The 22466-nt window shown below is 32.6% G+C and carries 24 protein-coding genes; 15 read left to right on the forward strand and 9 right to left on the reverse strand.

The window, feature by feature from the left end; translation table 11 throughout:
* Positions 1-325: 325 nt before the first annotated feature.
* The 13 genes from IE051_RS14225 (at position 326) to IE051_RS14285 (ending at position 12088) form a co-directional block, all read left to right on the forward strand.
* The gene (locus tag IE051_RS14225; protein ID WP_189361824.1) at positions 326-2053 is read left to right on the forward strand and encodes a hypothetical protein; all 1728 of its coding nucleotides are present in this window, start codon (positions 326-328) and stop codon (positions 2051-2053) included.
* Positions 2054-2241: 188 nt separating this feature from the next.
* Complete coding sequence (locus tag IE051_RS14230) at positions 2242-2688, forward strand: DUF1572 family protein (RefSeq protein ID WP_189361826.1); 447 nt, start codon at positions 2242-2244, stop codon at positions 2686-2688.
* 92 nt (positions 2689-2780) lie between these two features.
* Complete coding sequence (locus IE051_RS14235; RefSeq protein ID WP_189361829.1) at positions 2781-4154, forward strand: serine hydrolase domain-containing protein; 1374 nt, start codon at positions 2781-2783, stop codon at positions 4152-4154.
* Between the two features lie 468 nt (positions 4155-4622).
* Positions 4623-5147 (forward strand): hypothetical protein, encoded by a 525-nt coding sequence (locus IE051_RS14240; RefSeq protein WP_189361831.1) that lies wholly within the window; start codon positions 4623-4625, stop codon positions 5145-5147.
* A gap of 127 nt (positions 5148-5274) precedes the next feature.
* Positions 5275-5961: a DUF4386 domain-containing protein gene (locus tag IE051_RS14245; protein ID WP_189361833.1), complete on the forward strand. Its 687-nt coding sequence runs from the start codon at positions 5275-5277 to the stop codon at positions 5959-5961.
* A gap of 224 nt (positions 5962-6185) precedes the next feature.
* The gene (locus IE051_RS14250; protein ID WP_189361834.1) at positions 6186-6344 is read left to right on the forward strand and encodes a hypothetical protein; all 159 of its coding nucleotides are present in this window, start codon (positions 6186-6188) and stop codon (positions 6342-6344) included.
* A 171-nt stretch (positions 6345-6515) separates the two neighbouring features.
* Positions 6516-7046 carry a GNAT family N-acetyltransferase gene (locus IE051_RS14255; protein ID WP_189361836.1) on the forward strand — a complete coding sequence of 177 codons (531 nt, stop codon included), beginning with the start codon at positions 6516-6518 and terminating at the stop codon, positions 7044-7046.
* Positions 7047-7576: 530 nt separating this feature from the next.
* The gene (locus IE051_RS18625; RefSeq protein WP_229796826.1) at positions 7577-8269 is read left to right on the forward strand and encodes a DUF6090 family protein; all 693 of its coding nucleotides are present in this window, start codon (positions 7577-7579) and stop codon (positions 8267-8269) included.
* A 43-nt stretch (positions 8270-8312) separates the two neighbouring features.
* Positions 8313-8924: a MarC family protein gene (locus tag IE051_RS14265; protein WP_189361838.1), complete on the forward strand. Its 612-nt coding sequence runs from the start codon at positions 8313-8315 to the stop codon at positions 8922-8924.
* Positions 8925-9023: 99 nt separating this feature from the next.
* Positions 9024-9803 carry a hypothetical protein gene (locus IE051_RS14270; protein ID WP_189361840.1) on the forward strand — a complete coding sequence of 260 codons (780 nt, stop codon included), beginning with the start codon at positions 9024-9026 and terminating at the stop codon, positions 9801-9803.
* A gap of 42 nt (positions 9804-9845) precedes the next feature.
* Positions 9846-10355 (forward strand): GNAT family N-acetyltransferase, encoded by a 510-nt coding sequence (locus tag IE051_RS14275; RefSeq protein ID WP_189361842.1) that lies wholly within the window; start codon positions 9846-9848, stop codon positions 10353-10355.
* A gap of 23 nt (positions 10356-10378) precedes the next feature.
* Positions 10379-11044, forward strand: a complete 666-nt coding sequence (locus IE051_RS14280) for a PH domain-containing protein (RefSeq protein ID WP_189361844.1) — start codon at positions 10379-10381, stop codon at positions 11042-11044.
* A 132-nt stretch (positions 11045-11176) separates the two neighbouring features.
* Positions 11177-12088 (forward strand): 3-keto-disaccharide hydrolase, encoded by a 912-nt coding sequence (locus tag IE051_RS14285; protein ID WP_189361846.1) that lies wholly within the window; start codon positions 11177-11179, stop codon positions 12086-12088.
* 103 nt (positions 12089-12191) lie between these two features.
* On the opposite strand, the gene IE051_RS14290 is transcribed toward IE051_RS14285, so the two are convergent.
* Complete coding sequence (locus IE051_RS14290) at positions 12192-13139, reverse strand: nicotinic acid mononucleotide adenyltransferase (protein ID WP_189361848.1); 948 nt, start codon at positions 13137-13139, stop codon at positions 12192-12194.
* A gap of 131 nt (positions 13140-13270) precedes the next feature.
* On the opposite strand from IE051_RS14290, the gene IE051_RS14295 reads away from it, so the two are divergent.
* Positions 13271-14272 (forward strand): NAD(P)H-dependent glycerol-3-phosphate dehydrogenase, encoded by a 1002-nt coding sequence (locus IE051_RS14295; protein ID WP_189361850.1) that lies wholly within the window; start codon positions 13271-13273, stop codon positions 14270-14272.
* Positions 14273-14316: 44 nt separating this feature from the next.
* On the opposite strand, the gene IE051_RS14300 is transcribed toward IE051_RS14295, so the two are convergent.
* The 3 genes from IE051_RS14300 to IE051_RS14310 all read right to left on the reverse strand — a co-directional run bounded on the left by IE051_RS14300 (position 14317) and on the right by IE051_RS14310 (position 16281).
* Positions 14317-14712, reverse strand: coding sequence for a hypothetical protein (locus IE051_RS14300; RefSeq protein ID WP_189361853.1), 396 nt, complete (start codon positions 14710-14712; stop codon positions 14317-14319).
* 4 nt (positions 14713-14716) lie between these two features.
* Entirely contained in the window at positions 14717-15736 is a 1020-nt protein-coding gene (pheS, locus tag IE051_RS14305; RefSeq protein ID WP_189361855.1) for a phenylalanine--tRNA ligase subunit alpha, read from the reverse strand.
* Positions 15737-15924: 188 nt separating this feature from the next.
* On the reverse strand, positions 15925-16281 hold the full coding sequence (locus IE051_RS14310; RefSeq protein WP_189361857.1) for a hypothetical protein: 357 nt from the start codon (positions 16279-16281) through the stop codon (positions 15925-15927).
* Positions 16282-16359: 78 nt separating this feature from the next.
* Between IE051_RS14310 and IE051_RS14315 the strand changes: the two genes are divergently transcribed.
* Positions 16360-16884 (forward strand): CvpA family protein, encoded by a 525-nt coding sequence (locus IE051_RS14315; protein ID WP_189361859.1) that lies wholly within the window; start codon positions 16360-16362, stop codon positions 16882-16884.
* A gap of 160 nt (positions 16885-17044) precedes the next feature.
* Here the strand turns inward: IE051_RS14315 and IE051_RS14320 are convergent, their stop codons facing one another.
* The 5 genes from IE051_RS14320 to IE051_RS14340 form a co-directional block, all read right to left on the reverse strand.
* Entirely contained in the window at positions 17045-17674 is a 630-nt protein-coding gene (locus tag IE051_RS14320) for a carbonic anhydrase family protein (protein WP_189361861.1), read from the reverse strand.
* Between the two features lie 15 nt (positions 17675-17689).
* Positions 17690-19552 (reverse strand): SulP family inorganic anion transporter, encoded by a 1863-nt coding sequence (locus IE051_RS14325; RefSeq protein WP_189361863.1) that lies wholly within the window; start codon positions 19550-19552, stop codon positions 17690-17692.
* Positions 19553-19634: 82 nt separating this feature from the next.
* Entirely contained in the window at positions 19635-20429 is a 795-nt protein-coding gene (locus IE051_RS14330) for a putative universal stress family protein (protein WP_189361865.1), read from the reverse strand.
* 7 nt (positions 20430-20436) lie between these two features.
* Positions 20437-22029 carry a SulP family inorganic anion transporter gene (locus IE051_RS14335; protein ID WP_189361867.1) on the reverse strand — a complete coding sequence of 531 codons (1593 nt, stop codon included), beginning with the start codon at positions 22027-22029 and terminating at the stop codon, positions 20437-20439.
* Positions 22030-22115: 86 nt separating this feature from the next.
* Positions 22116-22418, reverse strand: coding sequence for a hypothetical protein (locus IE051_RS14340; protein WP_189361869.1), 303 nt, complete (start codon positions 22416-22418; stop codon positions 22116-22118).
* Between the last annotated feature and the right edge of the window lie 48 nt (positions 22419-22466).

Here is a 22466-nt window from a genome sequence, read left to right on the forward strand (position 1 = left end):
AAAAGAGAGGGGATTTTCAATGTTGACGAGATCTATAGTCTCTGCGTATATAATAACCTTAATCCTCTCTTTTGTGCTTTCTTATTTATATGCCTGAATTTAGTATTTTTATTAAAATGCTAACTTAAGTAGTATATAAAAAATTGCTACTTTGTGCTAAACCAATGTGAGTTGCTTTGTTTGCTTGCATCCGATTTTCCTTCGGAAAATCCTCGCACACTAACACTCACTATTCTTATACCTACACGTTATACCTGATTAAAACTTAAAAAGTGTAACAATTCTTTTCTTTATTAGTCATTCTTATTAAGAAATAAGAATTAACATGAAAAAAATAACTATTACGAGCATAATCCTTTTCCTTTTAATAAATATAAATTATACGTTTTCCCAAACTAAAAATAACACTATTCAGAACCCTTTAGAATATGCCAATCAAAGAACTAAAGCAATAAGCCTAGTTAAGAATGAAAAATGGCAAGAATCTATTGAAATTTTAAAAACCCTAACCACGCAATATCAAAACGATGCTGATTTATTTTATTTATTAGGATTGTCCTATTATGAAACTGGACAGTTTAAAAGTGCAATTATTGTATTAAAAAAAACTATTGAATCTGGAGGTACAATATTAAGGGATATTCCAACAGGTTCAGCACCTTCAAATGATATAATGATTAAAATTGCCAAAGCCTATGCTGAAGATGGAGATAAGGAGCATGCATTATTATGGCTGCAAAAAGGTTTTGCATCTCGTTATGACGAAAAACCGTTTTTAGAAGGCGAACCTGCTTTTAAAAATTTCAATACAGATGATGAATTTTTAGCCCTATTTGGGAATGATAATCAAACAAAAATTACAAGAGAAGAAAGCTGGACTAAAGATCTTTCATATTTAGAAAAAAGAATTAACGAGTTACATTATAGTCCTAATCACTCCATTTCCAAAACAGAATTATCAAAAGAATTTCAAAATTTAAAAACAAAAATAGCAACATTAAATGATGAACAGATAGTTGTAGAATTAATGAAAATTATTGGTAGTATGGGTAATGGCCACAATTTAATTATTCCAACATCCCCAAACAAAGGCACTTTAAAAAAGTTTCCTGTTCAGTTTTATCAGTTTAATGATGGATTATTTATTGTTGATGCTGAGGTAGGTTATGAACAATGGATTGGTTATGAAGTAGAGTCGATTGAAAATACAACTGCTGAAGAAGCACTTCAAAAAACAAATAAAGTAAATGCTAAGGATAACGATATGCAAAAACTTTGGTTGGGTCCATATTATTTAGGACTACCAGATGTTTTAAAAGGTTTAGGAATTGTTGAGAATGCTAATCAAGTAACAATTACTTTGAATGACAGAAATGGAAAGTCTCAAAAGGTAATAATGAATCCGGTATCTTGGAACTTTTCCGGCTTTCCAAAAATGCCAAAACTAAAAGACAGTGAACAACCATTATTCCTATCGAAAATAGAAGACCCTTATTGGTATAAATTGATTCCAGAAAATAATAGTATATATGTTCAGTTCAATATCGTAACACAAAAGAAAACCCAATCTTTAGAAGATTTTAATATCGAATTACGTAGAAAGACATCTAAAAATAACGTACAACATTTAATTTTAGATTTGAGACATAATCATGGAGGAAATGGTTCTATATTGCCGCCAATGTTAAAGACCATTATCAATTTTGAAGTTATGAATCCAGATGGAAACGTCTTTGTGTTAATGGGTCGAGAAACTTTTTCTGCAGCTCAAAACTTATTAACGGATATTACAAAATACACTAATGCAATTCTTGTAGGAGAACCCAGTGGTTCAAAACCAAATCATATAGGAGAAGCAGGATGGTTTAAGTTACCATATTCAGGATTAATGGGACTTATTTCGACACAATTTCATCAAACTTCAAAAGCAGAGGACCATCGTAAATGGATAGCTCCTCATATTCCAATAAATGTATCATCAACCGATTATTTTAATGGAAATGATAAAGCTTTGAATACCATAATGGAAGTGATAAAGTCTTATAAAAACTAGGTATAACAGGGTGTATAGCTCATTGCGACTGCATTCCTAATCGGAATTCATTGCAATTCGGTATCTTTAGGTTTCAGCGGAAAATCATAGCTTACTTTCCACAACGAGCCATACACAGCATCAGAATCTGATTTACGCTTCGAGATATATAAGTCTTAAATACTAATGAAAATTAATAGATTTTACAAATGAATAAAAACGAGTTAATAACCTTTTTTGAAAGTGACCTGAACAACTTAATCACTGAAATAGAACTTTATAAGAATGAAGAGAATATTTGGCGAATAGAAAAAAGCATCTCTAATTCAGCAGGAAATTTAACTTTGCATTTAATTGGGAACTTACACACTTTTATTGGAAAAGAAATTGGAAAAACAAACTATATTAGGAATAGAGAACTTGAATTTACTCAAAAAAAAGTTCCAAGAATTGAATTGATTAACGGTATAAATACCACCTTAGAAATGGTTAAAAAATCACTGTTATCTATTACAAACGAAGAATTGAAAAACGATTATCCAATTTTGAAGTTTTCCAAAGTAGAAACAAATGAATACTTACTAGTTCATTTAATAAAACATTTGACTTATCATCTTGGACAAATAAATTATCATAGGCGGCTAATAGATGAATAAAGACTACCACTATCAACGTATATAAAAAACCGTTTCGACTGTAACAAATTAAGCTTTTGCATGTCTTACTGATAATTAATCAAACAATCAAAATGAAAAGCAAAAGTTTAACTTTAATATTAGTACTTATAATCTCAATTTCAGGATATTCTCAGAATTTTGAAAAAGAGTTTGACCTTTTACTGAGCAAGAAATATGAAACCTCAGATCCCGGTGCCACAGCTTTAGTAGCAGTTAATGGAAAAGTCATCTATAAAAAAGCTTTTGGAAAAGCTAATTTAGAATTGGGTGTAGATATGTCAGATAACAGTGTATTTGAAATTGGATCAAATTCAAAGCAATTTACTGCAGTCTCTATATTGATGCTTGCTGAACAAGGGAAATTAAAAATAGACGATGAGATTACTAAATATATAAAAAACTATCCTACTCATGGTCATAAAATAACAATACACCATTTACTATCTCATACATCGGGTATCGGCAATTTTACATCTTCAGATGAATGGTGGAACAACAGAAAAAAAGATTATACTAAAGAAGAATTTATCAATTTATTTAAAAAACTACCTATGCTTTATGCTCCTGGTGAAAAATATCTCTACAGTAATACTGGTTATTTTTTACTTGGTGCAATAATTGAAGAAATCTCTAATAAAACATACGAAGAATTTATTAGAGAAAATATTTTTAAACCTTTAGAAATGAATAATACTGATTATGGCAGCAGATCAAAAATTATCTTAAAGAGAGCATCAGGCTATGATAATGTATATGATAAAGGAGGTGAAAAATTTAATGAAAATGAAACTGTTAATGCAGAGCCAATAAGCTTTATCCAATGGCACAGTGCAGGTGCTATTGTATCAACCGTTCATGACCTTTTTCTATGGAATAGAGCTATAAGAAATAACAAGCTTATTAGTGAGGAGAATAAAATAAAAGCATTTACAAACTATCAATTAAAAGACGGAAAACACACAAATTATGGATACGGATGGGCTATAGAAGATATCAACGGCATCTCATCCGTCGAACACAACGGAGGTACTATGGGCTTCAGAAGTACTATTATTTATTTGCCTAAAGAAGATGTTTTTGTAGTTGTTTTGTCTAATCAAACATATAATGCCCCTGATTACGTTTCTGCGAAAATGGCCGCCATTGCAATCAATAAACCTTACCCTGAGATCGATACAAACAAAGTAAATACCGACCCCGCATTTCTACAAAAAATTGCTGGGACTTATGAATTTGATGATGGTTCGGTAATAATAATCTCAGAGGAAAACAATAAGTTATACAGTCAGAGACCTAATGGAAGTAAATCTATAATTTATTCAATTGAAAAGAATAGGTTTTATTTTCTCAATAGTTTTTCCAGTTTAACTTTTGATGTAAATAAAGAACCTTCTGTTATTTATAAAAATAGAATCTATAAAAGCAAAGGGAGAAAAGTGAAGTAAAACAGCATAGAATAATGTATAATCGTAAAGACTTTAATGAACACCTGTGCAAAATTGGAAACAAAAGACGAAAAATCAAGAATCAAAGCCCTTCAAAAAGAAATTAAACAGCTTAAAAAACTAGTTCTTAAAAAGGATCTTGACCATATTTACATGAACGTCTATTATATAGAACCAATTCAGAAAGCATTACAATAATTAGATAATGATAGATGTCCTCTAAAATATTATAAGGCATACGCTATGGAGGGATTACAGGGAGTGGACCCATACAGTACAATGAGTACAAATGGTTACGATGAAGCTCTTAAATTGAAAGTAGAGGTTGAAAATGTGAATTAACTTTGTGAATAAAATGAAAAAAATAAATATTCAAATCTCATTTTATTTTATCTTATTTATTACTGTATTTTATGTAATATAAACACGGATGAAACTAATAAAGAAAGTGTTGCAATCATAACATTATTGTATAATAATCAATTGTTATATTTTCATTCTCCGCCACCTCCTCCACCTCCGAAAGACATTCCATTTGATGAAATTAAACCAGTAGAAAATACTGAAATAAAAAAATATGATTCTGACAAAATCATATTGGAAGGAAAGTTTGCTATCGTAATGGACAATGAGAATGATTTAAAAAAATCAGATTTAAAAATGTTTCCAACCGAATTTAAGGAAATATATGCAAACCCATATCATCTAATATCTGTCGAACAATTAAGAAAAATAGATTTAAGAGATAGCTTTAATAAAAAAATTCCAATTCTAAATAAACAAGGAATAAAAATTCAAGATTTGGCAGAAAAAAATAAGGTTTTAGGTATTCTTTTTGTTTCTGAAATTAAATTTAATAAAGAATTTAATAAAGCTATTTTGATTTTTGCAAGTTATACGCATGAATTGGCAGGAAGTACAAGTGTAATTGGCTTAAAAAAAATAAAAGGAAAATGGGAAATTAAACATGGTCAAATTTTATCTGAAAGTTAATTAATGCAAGCCACAACACGGCATGTAAATATGCTACTTTTCTTATACAAGTAGGTTAAGACAAAGCTGTAACAATTACCCTCTTACATCGTCAAACTTTAGTATGAATTACTAAAAGTAAACAAATATGGATGTAAATAAAGAACAGAAGAATTTAATTAAGACCGCTAGAATAACGGGGTTATGGTATTTAATGATGGCTATTACAGGAATTCTAGGGTTTATGGTCTATCATTCTCAAATATTTGTATCTGGTAATCCTGCGCGAACGCTAACAAATTTAGTAGAATTAGAATCTACTGCAAGAATTAGATTGCTATTAGAGTTTGCTATCGTAATAACTCAAGCACTTACCGCAGTTTGGTTTTTCAAATTATTTAAAGATAATTATGAATGGGAAGCTTGGACTTTAGGTATATGGGGAATGGTAAATGCTTTGGCTATTATGATAAGTGCAATTTCAATCGCTACGGCAATAGGTATTGCAAATTCTGATATAAGTGCTACAGAAGACAAAGTTTTACTAATTCAGGTTTTTCAAAATATTATTTCAAATGCTTGGGGTATAGGCGGCCTATTTTTCGGGTTATGGCTATTTCCCATGGGATACATAGTTATCAAATCTAAAAGGTTGCCTGTCTGGTTAGGAAGAGTTATTATTTTAGGTGGTATAGGTTATCTAATTTCTACAGTTATACGCTACGCCGGAATTGATTTTAGTTACAATAGATTTCTTATTCTACCTGCAACCATTGGAGAATTTTGGATGATAGGTTATTTACTAATTTTTGGCATAAGACCTAGTATTGAGTGAAATTATATTAAAACCGCACCCAGTTATAACTATAAGTAATTGCTTTTCTTGTCTACCTCTGAAAATCCTCGCGAATTTTCTATTCGGTTTGTATTTGCTAATTTAGTTTCTGAAACACGTAACGACATCAGACACAAACACGTTGCTTACAATTATGAAAAGAATCCTGTTTACATCAATATTAGTATTTATTTTCAATTTTGTTTTCTCTCAAAATTTGCTTAATGATAAATATTAAACAATTAGAGCTTTATGAAAAAACAAAAACAGGAGATATTTACGGAAGTGGAATTACAGCGAAATTAATAGCAACAGAAATGATAAAATTAAATTTAAGTCCATTAAAAGCAAAAGACCGAATTGAAAAAGCATTGAGAAAATAACTGTGGGCAACAATATGCTTAGTTAATGGCATTGGCTCGTACTCACTTGGAAAATTTCTTCGGAATTTTCTTGCGTCCAATTTTGTTTACTAACTTAGTTACGTAAAATTCATTTTTAACCTGTAGCCCTATTTCAACATAAACGGATCACAGAAGCAACCAGAAAAACAAATGGAATTAACTATAAGAAAAGAAAATCCAGATGATTTTAAAATGGTCTTTAACCTTATAGAAAAGGCATTTGAAAATGAACCAATGAGCGACCAAAAGGAACAGTTTTTAGTGGAACGGCTGAGAAAATCAAATGTTTTTGTTCCCGATCTTTCAATGGTAGCCATAATAGAAAACAAAATTGTCGGACATATTTTACTGACCAAACTGAAAATAAAAAATGGCCAAAATGAATTTGACTCTTTGGCTCTTGCTCCAGTTTCAGTACTTCCGGAATATCAAGGGAAAGGAATTGGTGGAATGCTTATAAAAGAAGCTCATAAAAAAGCAAAAGAATTGGGATTCCATTCGGTCATATTACTCGGTCACGAAAAATATTATCCGAAATTCGGATACAAGAAAGCCAAACTATTTGGAATTGAATTGCCATTTGAGGTACCAAAAGAGAATTGTATGGCAATCGAACTTACCGAAAACGGATTAAAAAATGTTAGCGGAACAGTTGAATACCCAAAAGAATTTAGTGAATAAAACCAATTGAACCGACAACTGAACTGAAACTTGATACTTTGAATGCAGACAATTACAATGTTCTTTTCTTTCATCCAAACCAATCTGAGTTTAATGAATTTCTGAAAAGGAATGGGGAAGCATCTGGACTGTATGAGGTTGACATCAGGATTTTTCCAGAATTTGATGTATTTAATAGAAACTGCAAATAACATGGTATTAATAAATTTGCTAGTTTTATACTAAATAAATGTTAGTTGCTCGTTTGCCAACTTCTGATTTTCCTTCGGAAAATCCTCGCGCAAAAGCACGCAACAAACAATACATTTGTTGAATTATTAAAATAAAAACGTTTGCTAACAATGTGTAAAAATAATGCGTAAGTTTATTCCCCAATCGTAAGTCCGTGCCGATTTGCTTGCGTCCGATTTTCCTTCGGAAAATCAAACTCTCTCAAATCCGCACTATTCTTACACCAACCGTTGTGCTTCATTATGAGAAACCGTTAACCAATGATAAAATTCTTTAGAAAAATTCGCCAAAACTTGCTTATGGAAAATAAAACTGGAAAGTATTTTAAATATGCTATTGGTGAAATTGTTCTTGTTGTTATTGGAATTTTGATCGCATTGCAAATTAATAATTGGAACGAAAACAGGAAATCATCTGCTACAGAATTACTTCTATTAGAAGAATTAGATAAATCATTAGAAAACAATAAAGATATTTTATCTTCTCGTATAGAGAAGTTCAAGTTAATAGAAAAAGAGGCGGAATTATTAATTGAACACATAGATGCTAAAAAAGAATATAATGATTCATTAGCTAGCTATTTTTCTTTACCATTAAGAAATTTTTCTTTTAGATTATCTTATGCTTCTTTTGAAAATCTCAAAAGCCAAGGATTCGAAACTATCTCAAATGAGAGTTTACGCCTAAATATTATAAAATTATTTGATGAGGATTTTGGACTGGTTTTAGATAATGAAAATAAAGCAAGTGACTTATTTATACCTTATACTACATTTCTCAATAAACATTTTAGGACTATGATAGAAAATAATATTGTAATTGTAATTCCGAATGATTACGAATATATACTATCATCATCAGAGTATAAAAACATAATTTCTTTTACTAAAGTGTTATCAATTTTGTTCAATTCTAGATCTAAAGAAGTTATAGAAAGAATAGAAATTTTGAAAAATGAAATTTCATTGGAAATAAAATCAAAAACTAAATAACGAAAGCACAACAATGTATATATAAATTTAAAAAACTATCATCATGTTAGATGCTTTATTAACATCATTCATTACATTTTTCACAGTAATTGATCCAATTGGTACTATACCTGTTTTCATAGCCGTTACTTCATCCGCAAACAAAAGCGAAAGAAAAAAAATCGCTATCAAAGCGGCTCTAGTTGCAGCAGGAGTTCTATTATTTTTTATCGTATTAGGGGAGTTAATTTTAAATGCTATAGAAATTCCTTTACCAACTTTTCAAATTGCTGGTGGTATTGTTTTATTCCTTTTTGCCCTCACCATGATTTTTGGAGAGAGTAAACCCGAAACAGAATTATCTGATATTGATAAAAAAGAAGATAAAGCGATTTTTCCATTGGCTATGCCTTCATTGGCTAGCCCAGGGGCAATACTAGCAGCAATTCTACTTACTGAAAATAGCAAGCATAATATTCTGGATCAATCACTAACTGCATTAATGATGTTAGTTGTTGTGGCTATCGCCTTAATCCTGATGGTCTTGTCAGCAAAGATATTCAAATACATAGGTAACAGTGGTGCAGCAATAATTAGTAGAGTAATGGGTCTTCTTCTTTCAGCAGTGGCAGTTTCCAACATCCTTCAAGGCTTTAAGATATACTTTAATCTTTAACTCATAATATTAACGGCATACAACACTGCATATGGATATATTAACCTGAACCAAGATATCAACGGAACGATATTTGATTAGAGTTTAAAAACTAACACAATGAAAAAAATCACCTTTCTTTTTCTGCTGATATTTGGAATCAAATTTGCTTATGCCGATTGTGACACAAGAGGAATATCTTTCTTTCCAGAAACAAAAGAAATAAGCTTGAATTCAATGTTTATTATTCAAGGTTATGCCTTTAGCCAAAAGACAATAAACACTTTCAGAGACAGAACAATCTATTTAGAAAGTGAAAACAGAGAAATAATTAAACTGAATGTTAAAGAAATTCTTAACGGTCAAATGGATTTGACGCAAGCCATTTTATGCCCTTTAACCGAATTAAAACCATACACAAAATACTACCTAAAATATTCTAATCAAACCGAAAAAGAATCAAATGAAATGAGACATTGGAATTCGGACAAAAAAGAGTATGAAAAAGTATTTTGGAAAACAACAAACAAAAAATCATGGGCTACTTTAAGTTCAAATTTAACTCTTGAATTTGATAAAACAGAAGTCATCCATTACGGTTGTGGACCAAGCGCAAAGGCAATCTTTAACATAAAAAATAAATCAAGTTCTGAAGTTTGGTATAAAACGGAAGTAATTGACATTAAAACTAATAAACAAACTACATTTTACATAAAAGAATGGAATAACCGGTTACATGTTGGACATGGCATGTGTGCAGGAGCATTTACTTTCCATAATAAGGGTAACTATAAAGTGAGATTTACACCATCGAATATTGACGGTAAATCATTAAAAGCAACTAAATGGTTCACTTTTGATAGCCCTTTTATGGTTGACAAAGGCCAATTCGGAAATTAAAAACACTCAAAATCGTTGTACACCATTTAAAATCAACAAGAAGTGGAAGAAAATATTAAAATAAGACCTCTCAAAATTTCGGACAAAACAGAATTAGCAAAACTTGCAAATAATAAAAAGATTTGGGATAATTTAAGAGACTACATTCCTTTTCCATATGGAGAAAATGATGCTGATCTTTTCATTACTTTGGCAAGGATAGAAAACCCAAAACAAACTTTCGCAATAGCATACAAAGGAAAACTATCTGGCATAATAAGTTTAGTCATTCAAATGGACGTTTATCAAAAATCGGCTGAAATTGGATATTGGATTGGCGAACCATATTGGGGAAATGGAATTGCAACAAAAGCTATTAAATTGATTACAGCATATGGATTTGACAACCTTGACTTAAAAAGGATTTATGCCGGTGTATTTGAATATAATATGGCATCAATGAAAGTCCTTGAGAAGAATGGATATGAAAAGGAAGGCATATTCAAAAAAGCGATTTTTAAAAATGATAAGGTCTGTGATGAACATAGATTTTTTAAACTGAATGCAAAGTAAAAAAAGCTTACAACGCTCATTTAATGAAAACAAATTTTTACATAGTATTTTTATTCGCGTTTTTAAGCAATTGCGATCCCTATACTGAAAAAGAGCAGTCAGAATGGGATAATGAAACAACGGAATTGATTTCAAACAGTTTTATCGAAAATCAAAATCAATCGGACTTTGAAATAATAAATCTTGATTCTCTAAAAAACTTTAGGGAACTAATAAAAAAAATGCAAAAGCTATCGTGTGAGGCTAAGTCCATTGGACTGGAATTTAAACAGAATGACACCATTTATAAGCTCACCGGATGGGCAGCTTGCCCATCTAGCAATGTAACATCTTGCCACTTTAATCGCAATACCATTTACATAAAAAACGATTCTCTAAAAAACTTCTCTGGAAACTGGGACAAAATGGTGCACATAAACCATCTAGATAGTGAAATCAAAAATATAACCTTGAAAAATCACCACTTTCAATACAATAAAAACATTCTAAAACCCGCATTAATACATTTACACATTGAGGATAAGTTTTCAATTTCAAAAACAAAAGAAGTTCTTAAAGAAATAACACGACAATTCGAAAAAATTAATGCCGAAAGGCCGGACTTTTTTCGTTACAATATTTTATTTGAGGGATTCAGTTGGTTGGACATACCACCACCCCCGCCCCCACCTGAACTGAAAAAAAAATAACTACCATTTGGAAATCCTAGAGACAACATTGAGCATATACTGACATCCTTTTAGTAGTTAAAAACGGAAAATTGTATAACAATAAATAAGGCAATCACCACAATGTATCAAAAATAGCAGCCCTTTAAAAAAATGAAAATAAAAACATTATACCTTCTTTCTCTTATAACAATACTTTCTTGTCAAAGCGAGAAGAAAAAACAAATGAACACTATTGATGAAGAAGCATGGATTTCTCTTTTTAATAAAAAAGACCTATCCAATTGGACCATTAAATTTACTGGTGAGGACTTAAAAAAGAACTATAAAGAAACTTTTGTTGTTGAAGATAGTATGCTACGAATAAGGTATGACCACTATGAAAACTTTGATAATAAGTTTGCACACATCTATTACAACACGCCGTATTCGTATTACAAACTAAAATTTGATTATCGCTTTACTGGTGAACAAACCGAAGGAGGATCTCCTTGGAATGTAAGAAATAGCGGTGTTATGCTTCACGCCCAATCAGCAGAAAGTAATGACTTCAATCAAAACTTTCCTGTTTCGGTAGAATTGCAACTTCTTGGTGGACTCAATGACCAAAATCAACGTACTACAGGTAATGTGTGCACACCAGGAACAGTGGTGGTTATGGGAGACACCCTCAATTACAAACATTGTATTCCCTCGAGTTCAAAAACCTATTTTGGAGACCAGTGGGTACATGCCGAAGCTATAGTTATGGGCGGAGAATCTATGACTTTCATTGTTGAAAAAGATACCGTACTAAAGTTTAAATCCCCACAAATTGGTGCTTCAAAACCCAATGCTCATTATGAAGGTGAATACTGGAATAACTGGGGCATAAATCCTGACACCTGGAAAGATAAAGCAGGAGAAATTATTACTGAAGGGTATATCGCTCTGCAGGCCGAAAGCCATCCTATAGATTTTAAAAATATAGAATTACTAGATCTATGCGGTTGTAAAGATCCAAAAGCAAAAAACTATAAATCTTATTATGTAAAGGACGATCCTAAATCTTGTATTTACCAGTAAACGTTTAATGCATCAAAAACTTAAAAACCATAGATAAAAAAGAAACCGCCTAAAGTTGAATACTTTAAACGGTTTCGAACTAAATAACCAACCAAAGTTACTATTATACCCTTGTTTTTTCTCTCGGGTTTTCTATTCTATCTTTTTTAAACTTACGTATCTTGTTTTTTTGTTCTTTTTTACCATCAGTTGTTTTTAAATACTGAATATATCCTCTTCCTTTAAATTGATAAATGGTTTCAGATGCCGGATGAAACAACTCTATGGTCTTGTCATTTATAACGGTCAATTCAAAAAAAGCATTGCCCATGTAATCATAATCTAATGTTAAAGTTTTTAGGTATAAATTATCAGTGATATTTCCAACGCCATAAAGCCCAATATAATCCCAGAACACATAATTAGGATTCATCCCTATATCATCTTTCGAACTCCTAAATGTTGAATCATTGCCTCCAGCCAAAAATTGTAAATAATTTTCACTATCAAAGGCATTTAAAGCACCAAACTCACTGGTATAGACTTTCTCCCAAGCCTCATATTCTTGTAAGAAATAATGAATATTATCATAAAAAACAAAATCATAATCAAATTCATCACGCTGATATCCTTCTAAAAAGTATGATGTATCATTATCTGGGTTGTATAACTCTATTCTGCTATTATTAATTTGAAACACATCAAAAGTTGAAAACCCATCTAAATCATGATTGACATCTAATATCATTTTATAGGCATCATAATTTGCAACATCAATACCAAATCCATCGCCACTATTACCAATACCCACAATATTGTTATTTGCATATAAAACACCATTTAAAAAAGAAATGGTAAATGCTTTCTGCAAAAATGGGGTTTCACCATAGCCAAGAGTAGCGTTTATATCTACATACCAAAGTTCATAAGAACTTAATAACTCATTAACCGTAAGTGGAATTGGTTCAATGGGCTGCTCAATAATTACTGTTTCAACCAGCGTTTCTCTGTAACAGGACGTAAATAGCATTGCTGCTAAGGTGAAGATGCCAAGTAATTTTATTGTTTTCATAGTACATTCATTTAGGGTTCTTGTTTTATAGGTTCCAAAACGCGTGCCAAAAAAGAAATCATATCCATAATATAGTTTCAATACGCTTTAATATTTTATGTATTTTTGAATAAGGAATTGATTTACTTTTTATGGATAAACCTTTAAAATATGCGGTTTTTGGCGCTGGTAGTTGGGCAACAGCTATTGTAAAAATGCTTTCTGAAAATTTAGATGAAATTGGTTGGTATATGCGCAGTGTTTATACCAAAGAGCATTTATTAAGGGAACAGCACAACCCTAATTATTTAAGTTCGGTTGAGTTCCATTTGGAGCAATTAAAATTAAGCAATGACATCAACGAAATTGCAGAATACGCCGATGTCTTAATTTTTGTGATTCCCTCTGCTTTTATTCATAGTGAATTAGAAAAATTAAGGATTGATATTTCTAAAAAAATCATTGTATCAGCCGTTAAAGGTATTATGCCTGAAACAGGATTACTAGTAGGCGAGCATTTCCATGATGTTTATAATATACCTTATGATAATATTGCAGTAATAGCTGGTCCATGTCATGCTGAAGAAGTGGCTTTAGAACGTTTATCGTATTTGACTATTTCATGCTCTGATGCTGATAAAGCCAAATCCATAGCCGAAAATCTATCTAGTGATTATATAAAAACTAAAATAAGTGATGATATAATAGGCGTTGAATATGCCGTTATGCTCAAGAATATTTATGCTATAGCGGCAGGCATAGCGCATGGCTTGGGGTATGGTGATAATTTTCAAAGTGTTTTGATGAGTAATGCCGTTCGGGAAATGAAACGGTTTATAAAGAAAAGACATAAAATGAAACGTAATATAAATAACTCCGCTTATTTAGGGGATTTATTAGTAACTGGCTATTCGGTATTTTCAAGAAATAGAATGTTTGGCAATATGATTGGAAAAGGCTACACGGTTAAATCTGCACAAATGGAAATGAATATGGTGGCCGAAGGTTATTATGCCACAAAAAGTGCGCACTTACTCCATGAAAAAAGTGCAAAAAAATCGCAAATCCCAATTATCAATGCGGTTTACCAAATTTTATACGAAAACAAAAACCCTAAGAAAGTATTTAAGCGTTTAACTGAAAAGTTAGATTAATACCGAATAAAAATCTACCGTAGTAGTTTCTAAATAAAAAGATATTACTTGGCTAAAACGCCTTTCACGGCCATCAAAGGAATAGACTGTAACGCTTTAAGATTAATAGTGTTTTCCCGAAACAAGTAGGTCTTATCAAACATTTGATTGCCCTCAAAAAATGTCACTTTAAAGGTATTGTTTAATGCAAATAATTCTTCTTGCATCAACTCAATTTTAGCATAGCTTTGTTTTGGCAACTTATCTAACTTCTTCCTAAAAACAGATGTGGCTTTCTTTTTAGAGTAACCACTGGTTACAATCAATACTAGCTCTAAATCCACGGCCTTATTATTAATGATGTAGGCATTCCAATCTTGTGTTTTGTAAATAGCATTGTATTCATTGACGATAGCAATGTAAACATCTTCAACGACTGGAATATGAATGTCCTTTTTCATTAACTTATAAAGCTGACTTAAACTGCTCTAAAAACCTCACATCATTTTCACTCAATAGGCGGATATCTCCTATTTGGTGTAATAACATGGCAATACGATCTATTCCAACACCAAAAGCAAAACCAGAATACTCGGTTGCATCTATTTTACAGTTTTCTAATACATTGGGATCAACCATACCACAACCACCAATTTCTAACCAACCGGTGCCTTTAGTGATTTTATAATCGGTTTCTGTTTCTAACCCCCAATACACATCAATTTCGGCACTAGGCTCTGTAAAAGGAAAGTAAGACGGACGTAGTCGTATTTTAGATTTCCCAAACATTTCGGTGGTGAAATGTTGCAAGGTTTGCTTTAAATCAGCAAAACTTACATCTTTATCAATATACAAGCCTTCTACTTGATGGAAAAAACAATGTGAACGTGCAGAAATAGCTTCATTTCTATACACTCTACCCGGAGAAATTGTACGAATAGGCGGTTTATTATTCTCCATATAACGCACCTGCACAGAACTGGTATGTGTACGTAATAAAATATCAGGGTTCGTTTGAATAAAAAATGTATCCTGCATATCTCGTGCAGGGTGATATTCAGGCAGGTTTAAGGCTGTAAAGTTGTGCCAGTCGTCTTCAATTTCTGGACCTTCACTTACATTAAAACCAATACGCGAAAAAATATCAATAATTTGATTTTTTACAATAGAAATTGGGTGACGTGCTCCAATTTGAACAGGTGCTCCAGGTCGGGACAGGTCGCCATAAACACCTTTAACCTCCTCTTTACTTTCCAGCTCCTCTTTTAAAGCATTTACTTTATCTTCCGCCGTTTTTTTAAGCTTATTTATAGTTTGACCAAATTCTTTTTTTTGATCGTTCGCAACATTTTTAAATTCGGCAAAAAAGTCATTCAACAAGCCTTTTTTACCCAAATACTTGATACGAAAATGCTCTACCTCTTCCTTTGACTGCGCTTTAAAAGCCTCAGCTTCTTCTATAAGTTCTTTTATCTTATCTATCATGACCTATTTCAAAATGATGGCAAATTTACTATTTTTTAAGTGAATGGCATTAGGGATTACATGGGAATTCCGTTTAATGAGGCGTGAATAAATAGATTCTTAGAATACCCATATGCTCAATAACTCGACAATAACAGGCGAAAAACATTAAAATAAGTTTGCCACCTAGTTTAATCCAACTAATAACTTTAAATAATATACTCTGCTTCTAGAAAATACCCCACTATAGCCTCCTTCATTAACACACTTTGCTCTCCAGCCTTTAAATGTGGTAACTGCTCTAACATTTTATAATGTGGCCAGCCTTCATCATCTACAAAATCTAATTCATAATAGCCATAAGGCACCAGTAATTTGCAGATTGCAATATGCATCAGGTCTAATTTCTGGTCTTTTTTAAAAGTCCGTTCTAATTGCCCTAACTCTTGAACACCAATTAAATAAATAATGGCATCAAGATCTAGGGTATCCCCATCAGCAAATTGGTCAGATAATTTGGTAACTACTAACTCCCAGCGTTCTTTTAATTGTTCGTCTCTAGACATAATAATTTGAAAGCTGCAAAGTTAATAAACCATATGGTGACTATTATTTATATTTGCTAAAATTGTGAAGGGATACTTATGGGTATAATTGATATTGTTTTAGGGGCTTTAATATTATGGGGGCTTGTTCGAGGTTTTATGAAAGGCCTATTCGTTGAAGTCGCGTCATTGTTAGCTTTGGTTGCTGGTATCTATGGCGCCATTCATTTTAGCCATTTTGCTTCTGAATTCCTAAAATCGAAGACAAATTGGGATGAAAACACAATCCATATAGCGGCATTAGCCATAACCTTTGTCATAATTGTTCTGGCCATTGCATTAGCCGGAAAGGCATTAACCAAATTGGCGAATTTTGCTGCTCTAGGGATATTAAACAAACTAACTGGGGCTATTTTTGGAGCTTTAAAAATGGCACTTATACTTAGTATTGTTTTGAATCTTTTTGATAAAATAAACAGTACTATTTCGCTTGTTGATGAAGACCGTATTGAGAATTCTAAATTCTATGAACCTGTGCTTAGCCTAGTTCAAATTATCATTCCTGATATATGGGAGCCTACCATAGAAATCATTGAGGATTCGCCACTTTCAAAAGACGCATAATAAAGAGACTGTTTGAAAAGTATATTAAAACGTCATTACAAGAGTTTAGTATATAGAAGCAACCTCTTAATCAGTAAGTTGGTTTTAAAAGATTCCTTCGCTTCGCTCGGAATGACGATTTTTCAAACAGCCCCATAAATCGCTGTATTATTTGATTTGCTTATATCATTTCTACTTTCCCAGTTGAAAGCATATAAACACCACCTACAATTTGAATTTCTCCATTATCTTCCAAATCCTTCAAAATAGGGCTTCGCTCTCTAATTCGGTCTATGGTAAGCTTTACATTGTTTTCTACTGTCTTAGCTACAAAGTCTTTATTTGAAGAATCTAAGTCCCCATCAACTTCATCAGCACTTTTCTTAACGGCCGGTAAAATATTGCCCAACATAGCGGTTATATTGCCTAATTCTACACCATCACATGCTGCCTTAACAGCGCCACAACTTTCATGTCCTAAAACCAAAATCAATTTACTCCCTGCCACTTTACATGAATATTCTAAACTTCCTAGAATATCAACATTCTCAAAATTACCTGCTACCCTAGCTACAAAGATATCTCCTATGGCTTGATCTAAAACGGTTTCTACAGGCACCCTAGAATCAATACAAGATAAAACAACTGCTTTAGGGAATTGTCCGCCTTCTGTCTGTGAGACTAAAGCTGCCTGATCAACAGGTTGCATTTTATTACTAACAAATCTTTGATTTCCATCTAATAAGTCAGTTAACACACTTGAAGGCGATAATGCGATTTGTACCTCTTTTGTTATTGCTAAATTTTTCATACTTCTATATTTAAATTAATATTTATCTTCTACGTTATTTTTAATCCATATTAAACATTCACTAAATGAGTCAAATATATGTTCATTTGGAATGAAATCTGGAATAATATCAATGCGTTCCATCATGTAACGCGGTTGCTTTAATAGGTCTACAAATAATACTTCAACACCTTTTTTTCTTAAATCTTGTAACATATCCTCCATGGCATAAAGACCAGATTGATCCATATATTGCGTACGACCTAATCTTAAAATCACGGTCTGAGCAGTATTAGGTATTTGCGCATAAAGTTGCTGAAAATCACTGGTAGAACCAAAAAACAAAGGTCCTTTAAGGTGTTTTATAAACACTTCTTCTTTTAAATTCTCCGGAAAATCAAATTCATCATCCCAAGCCTCTTCTTTGAGTGGTTTAACATCGGATCGCTCAGCAGTTAAATCGCCTATTTTTTTCATAAACATTAAAGAGGCTATAACTAACCCTATTCCTACGGCGTAAACTAAGTTCCAGAATGTTGAAAGCACCATAACTACCAACATAATTAACACCTCAGAGCTCAATTTAAATGGACCTATCTTAATATCTTTAGGAAGATTAGGAATCGCTTTTATACCTTTATAGTCCATTACACCTATGCCCACGGTTATTAATATCCCAGCAAGAACCGCTGCAGGAATCCTAGAAGCAATTGGTCCTAATCCTAATAAAATTGCGAATAGCAAAATCCCTGCTATCATACCAGATAATTTTGTTTTACCCCCAGAGGTAATATTGACCACCGTTCTAATAGTTGCACCCGCGCCTGGAATACCACCAAAGATTGCCGCAATACTATTTCCTATACCTTGCCCAACAAGTTCTTTATTTGGCTTATGCTTTGTTTTAGTCATATTATCGGCAACAACACTGGTAAGCAATGAATCTATGGCTCCCAAAAGGGCCAAAGTCAATGCGGTAAAAATATAAGGGGTAATGGTCTTCAATTTAAAACCTGTAATAATCTCCAAATTAGGCAGTGGTATACCACTTGGTATCTCTTCAATGGGCTTATATTCCATGCCAAAGCCAACGGCAATGCCCGACATTACCACCAAAGCAACCAACGTACTTGGTACCGCCATAGTAATTTTTTTAAAACCATAAATAATAAAAATGGTTCCAAGCGCTAAAACTAGTTCTAGCCAATTAATGTTTTTTATAGCTCGAGGCACTACTTTTATTGCTCCAAGTGCACCTGAAGCTTCCTTTGCCGCTAATGTCTGAGATTCTATTAGAATAGCATCAGACGAAATTTCCTCCGCCCGCTCAATGGTCTCCTCGAAATCTTCTAAAACCAAAATCCCCTCTCCTGCTTCTTCAATTAAAATGTTTTCTAAAATAACTTCTTCTGCCTGAGCTTTAAAGGTGTTTACAAATTCAATATCTTCTTTAGGATAATAGCCTAAAGCCGGTAAAATTTGAGTTAACAAAATAATGATACCTATAGCCGTCATAAACCCCGAAACTACGGGGTAAGGTATATATCTTATGTATTTCCCTAAACCTAAAACACCCAATCCAACCTGCATTAAACCCACCAAAAGAAATACGGTCAAAATAGCGGGTAAAGCCTTATCTACATCCCCATCATTAGTAGCTACAATCCCAGCTATAACCACCATACTTACGGCTGTCATTGGAGCTGTTGGCCCAGAAATTTGAGTATTAGTACCTCCAAAAAGGGCAGCGAAAAAACTAATAAAAATAGCACCATAAAGTCCCGCTGTGGGACCTAATCCTGAAGACACCCCAAAGGCCAATGCTAGTGGTAAAGCCACAATACCAGCTGTGATACCACCAAACGCGTCACCTCTTATATTAGAAAACAGGTCCTTCATAGGTCTCTTAGATTAATAGCCTAAGTTAATTTAATTAGTGGCAATAAAAAAGTCAATATCTATTCATGTGGAATTGCCACAATTAGGATACTAAAATTGAAACATTTAAATGTTCTAAAACCCGGTCCATATTAATTATGGCATAATCGCTCTCGGTCTCATTGGCACCTAAATCTAAGCACAGCACATTAATGTTATTTAAGCTTAGGTATTTAGATAAATTTCTAATAGAATTATCTCCTTTCTCAAAAACATACTCCACTGTCTTTCCAGTATTCTTCGCATTTAAATCCTTTGGTTTTATTCCTTTATTTACAATTTTAAAAGACTTCAAAGGGGTATGGCTTGTTTTAAATAAATCTTCCAAATATGGCAAACGCGGGTTTGTAGACGAACTATTAAGTGTAGCTACTACAACATCTTCTTTTGGTCTAATTCTATTTTTAGGGTCAACAACCAATACACCACCTGCATGATTCTTCAAAACATACTTGACCATATTATCGCCCATAAAAGAAAACGTCTTTGACACTGGTTTCCCTAATACAATAATATCAGGTTGACTATTTTCCAATAGCTGATCTAATTCATGTTTAACATTGCCAATTGCAAAAGCGTATTTAATAGGAATTTGATGCGCTTTTGAAATTTCATTAACCAACAATTTTATCTTTTTATCCGTTACATTATAATCACTATTTATAGCTCTTACTGCTGACAATTGATTTTCCCGTTTTACAATATCAGTTGCCTTTTTAACATGAAAAAGAGAGATTTCTGCATTAATTTTCTTGGCTAACTCAATCGCGCTAATTATAATACCATCTGTGAATTCATTTAAATTAACAAGAACAAGTATTTTATATTTAGCGCGCATAATTCAATTAGCTTATACTCATATTAGATTGTGGTCTCGTATTGAAAAACTCAATAAAGCTTTCTGGGTTTTCCACTACGCCCCGCTTTGACACCAATTTAATGTCTATATGACGTTCTTTTGCCTTTAATAAAAAGTCCTCAAGAATTTCAATAATATCATTATCAAGATATCTGGTGTTCATTAAATTTATTTCTAAATTCGTATCAATAGGCAAACTATCTAGCTCCTTAAGAATAGCCCCTTTATTAAAAAAGGTAACCTCCTCTGCCAAGGTCATTTTTATTTTATGCTTTCCATTACTTTTATCTTCAATATGAAGAAAGTGAGAGTTTTGATAGCTTTTAAGCAATATTACAATAATGCCTACACCAAGTCCTAAACCGATACCGTAAAGTAAATCAACGAATACAATCCCTAAAACCGTAACCACAAATGGTACAAATTGCTTCCAACCCAATTGATACATTTTTTTAAATAAAGCCGGCTTAGCCAGTTTATAACCCACAATCAATAAAATAGCTGCCAACACAGATAATGGAATCATATTAAGCAACTTAGGAATAAGAATTACAGAGATTAATAAGAAAAAACCATGAATAATGGCCGACATCTTTGATACACCACCAGATTGTATATTTGCAGAACTTCTTACAATAACCTGAGTTATAGGAAGTCCGCCAATAAGACCCGAAATAATATTTCCAGTACCTTGAGCCAATAGCTCTCTGTTAGTTGGTGTTACATTTTTATGCGGATCTAATCTATCCGTGGCTTCTACACAAAGTAAGGTTTCTAAACTAGCCACCAAAGCAATAGTAAATGCAACAACCCAAACTTCAGGATTGGTAATAGCGCTAAAATTAGGAAAACTAAATTGACCTAAAAAAGAGTCTAAATCATCAGGCACAGGCACACTCACCAAATGCGTTGAACTAATACCTAAAGAGTCATTCCCCTGGGTTACGACGAAGAATACTATTCCTAAAACAACCGCTACAAGGGGGCCCTGTATCAACTGAAATATTTTACCTTTTTTTGACAACACCTTATCCCATAAAAGTAAAATACCTAACCCTAATATACCTATCAAGGCAGAACCTAGTTGAATGTGATTAATAGAATTCAGTATTTCAGAAAACGTGTTTTCTCCATCCACTTGAACAAAGGCAAAATCGCCTTCAGGATCAGAATCATATCCAAAAAAATGAGGTATCTGTTTAAGTATGATTATAATTCCAATACCAGTTAACATGCCCTTTATAACGGAAGACGGAAAGTAATACCCAATAATACCAGCTCTTAAAACTCCAAATAAAAGTTGAATAGCTCCTCCCAATACAACAGCTACTAAAAAATTCTGATATCCGCCTAAAGTGCCTATGGCCGTTAATACAATTGCGGCAAGTCCTGCCGCTGGTCCACTAACTCCAATATTAGAACCACTCAAAGCACCTACCAATATTCCCCCAATTATTCCAGCAATTAATCCTGAAAATAGAGGTGCTCCACTGGCCAGGGCAATACCCAAACATAGAGGCAGAGCAACAAAAAATACAACTATACTCGCAGGTAAGTCATTCTTAATAGTTTTAAACATATTACAATAATTATAACCCTTGGAATAAAATACCAAAAGCTGTTAAAAAAATAGATTAGGCTACAATGCCTTTAATAAATTACAAATTACACTATGCCTAATTCTGGCGGGGGGGAGACTAAGTTTAAATGCGGTTTTTGGTACTTTTTAAAGATATATCTCATGTTATGCTCCATATCATTTGAAACAAAATCTGACTGATTTATTGCCAAATCAAGAAACATGACCTCTAAATCTTTATTCTTTTCGAGTCCCTTATCTTCCTCTTCTCCAGAAGTATAAAAAAATGACACATCTACCGTATCATCTATTATAACAATAACCGAAGGCGCCAGAACGAAGCCCATAAAAATTATTGATAATATAACAGACGTAATACTTCTTGTCATTTTAATTCTAGATTAGAAAAGTAAATATATACTTTTTTAATAAAGAAT

The organism is Algibacter mikhailovii, from assembly GCF_014651495.1.
Lineage (GTDB): Bacteria > Bacteroidota > Bacteroidia > Flavobacteriales > Flavobacteriaceae > Algibacter_E > Algibacter_E mikhailovii.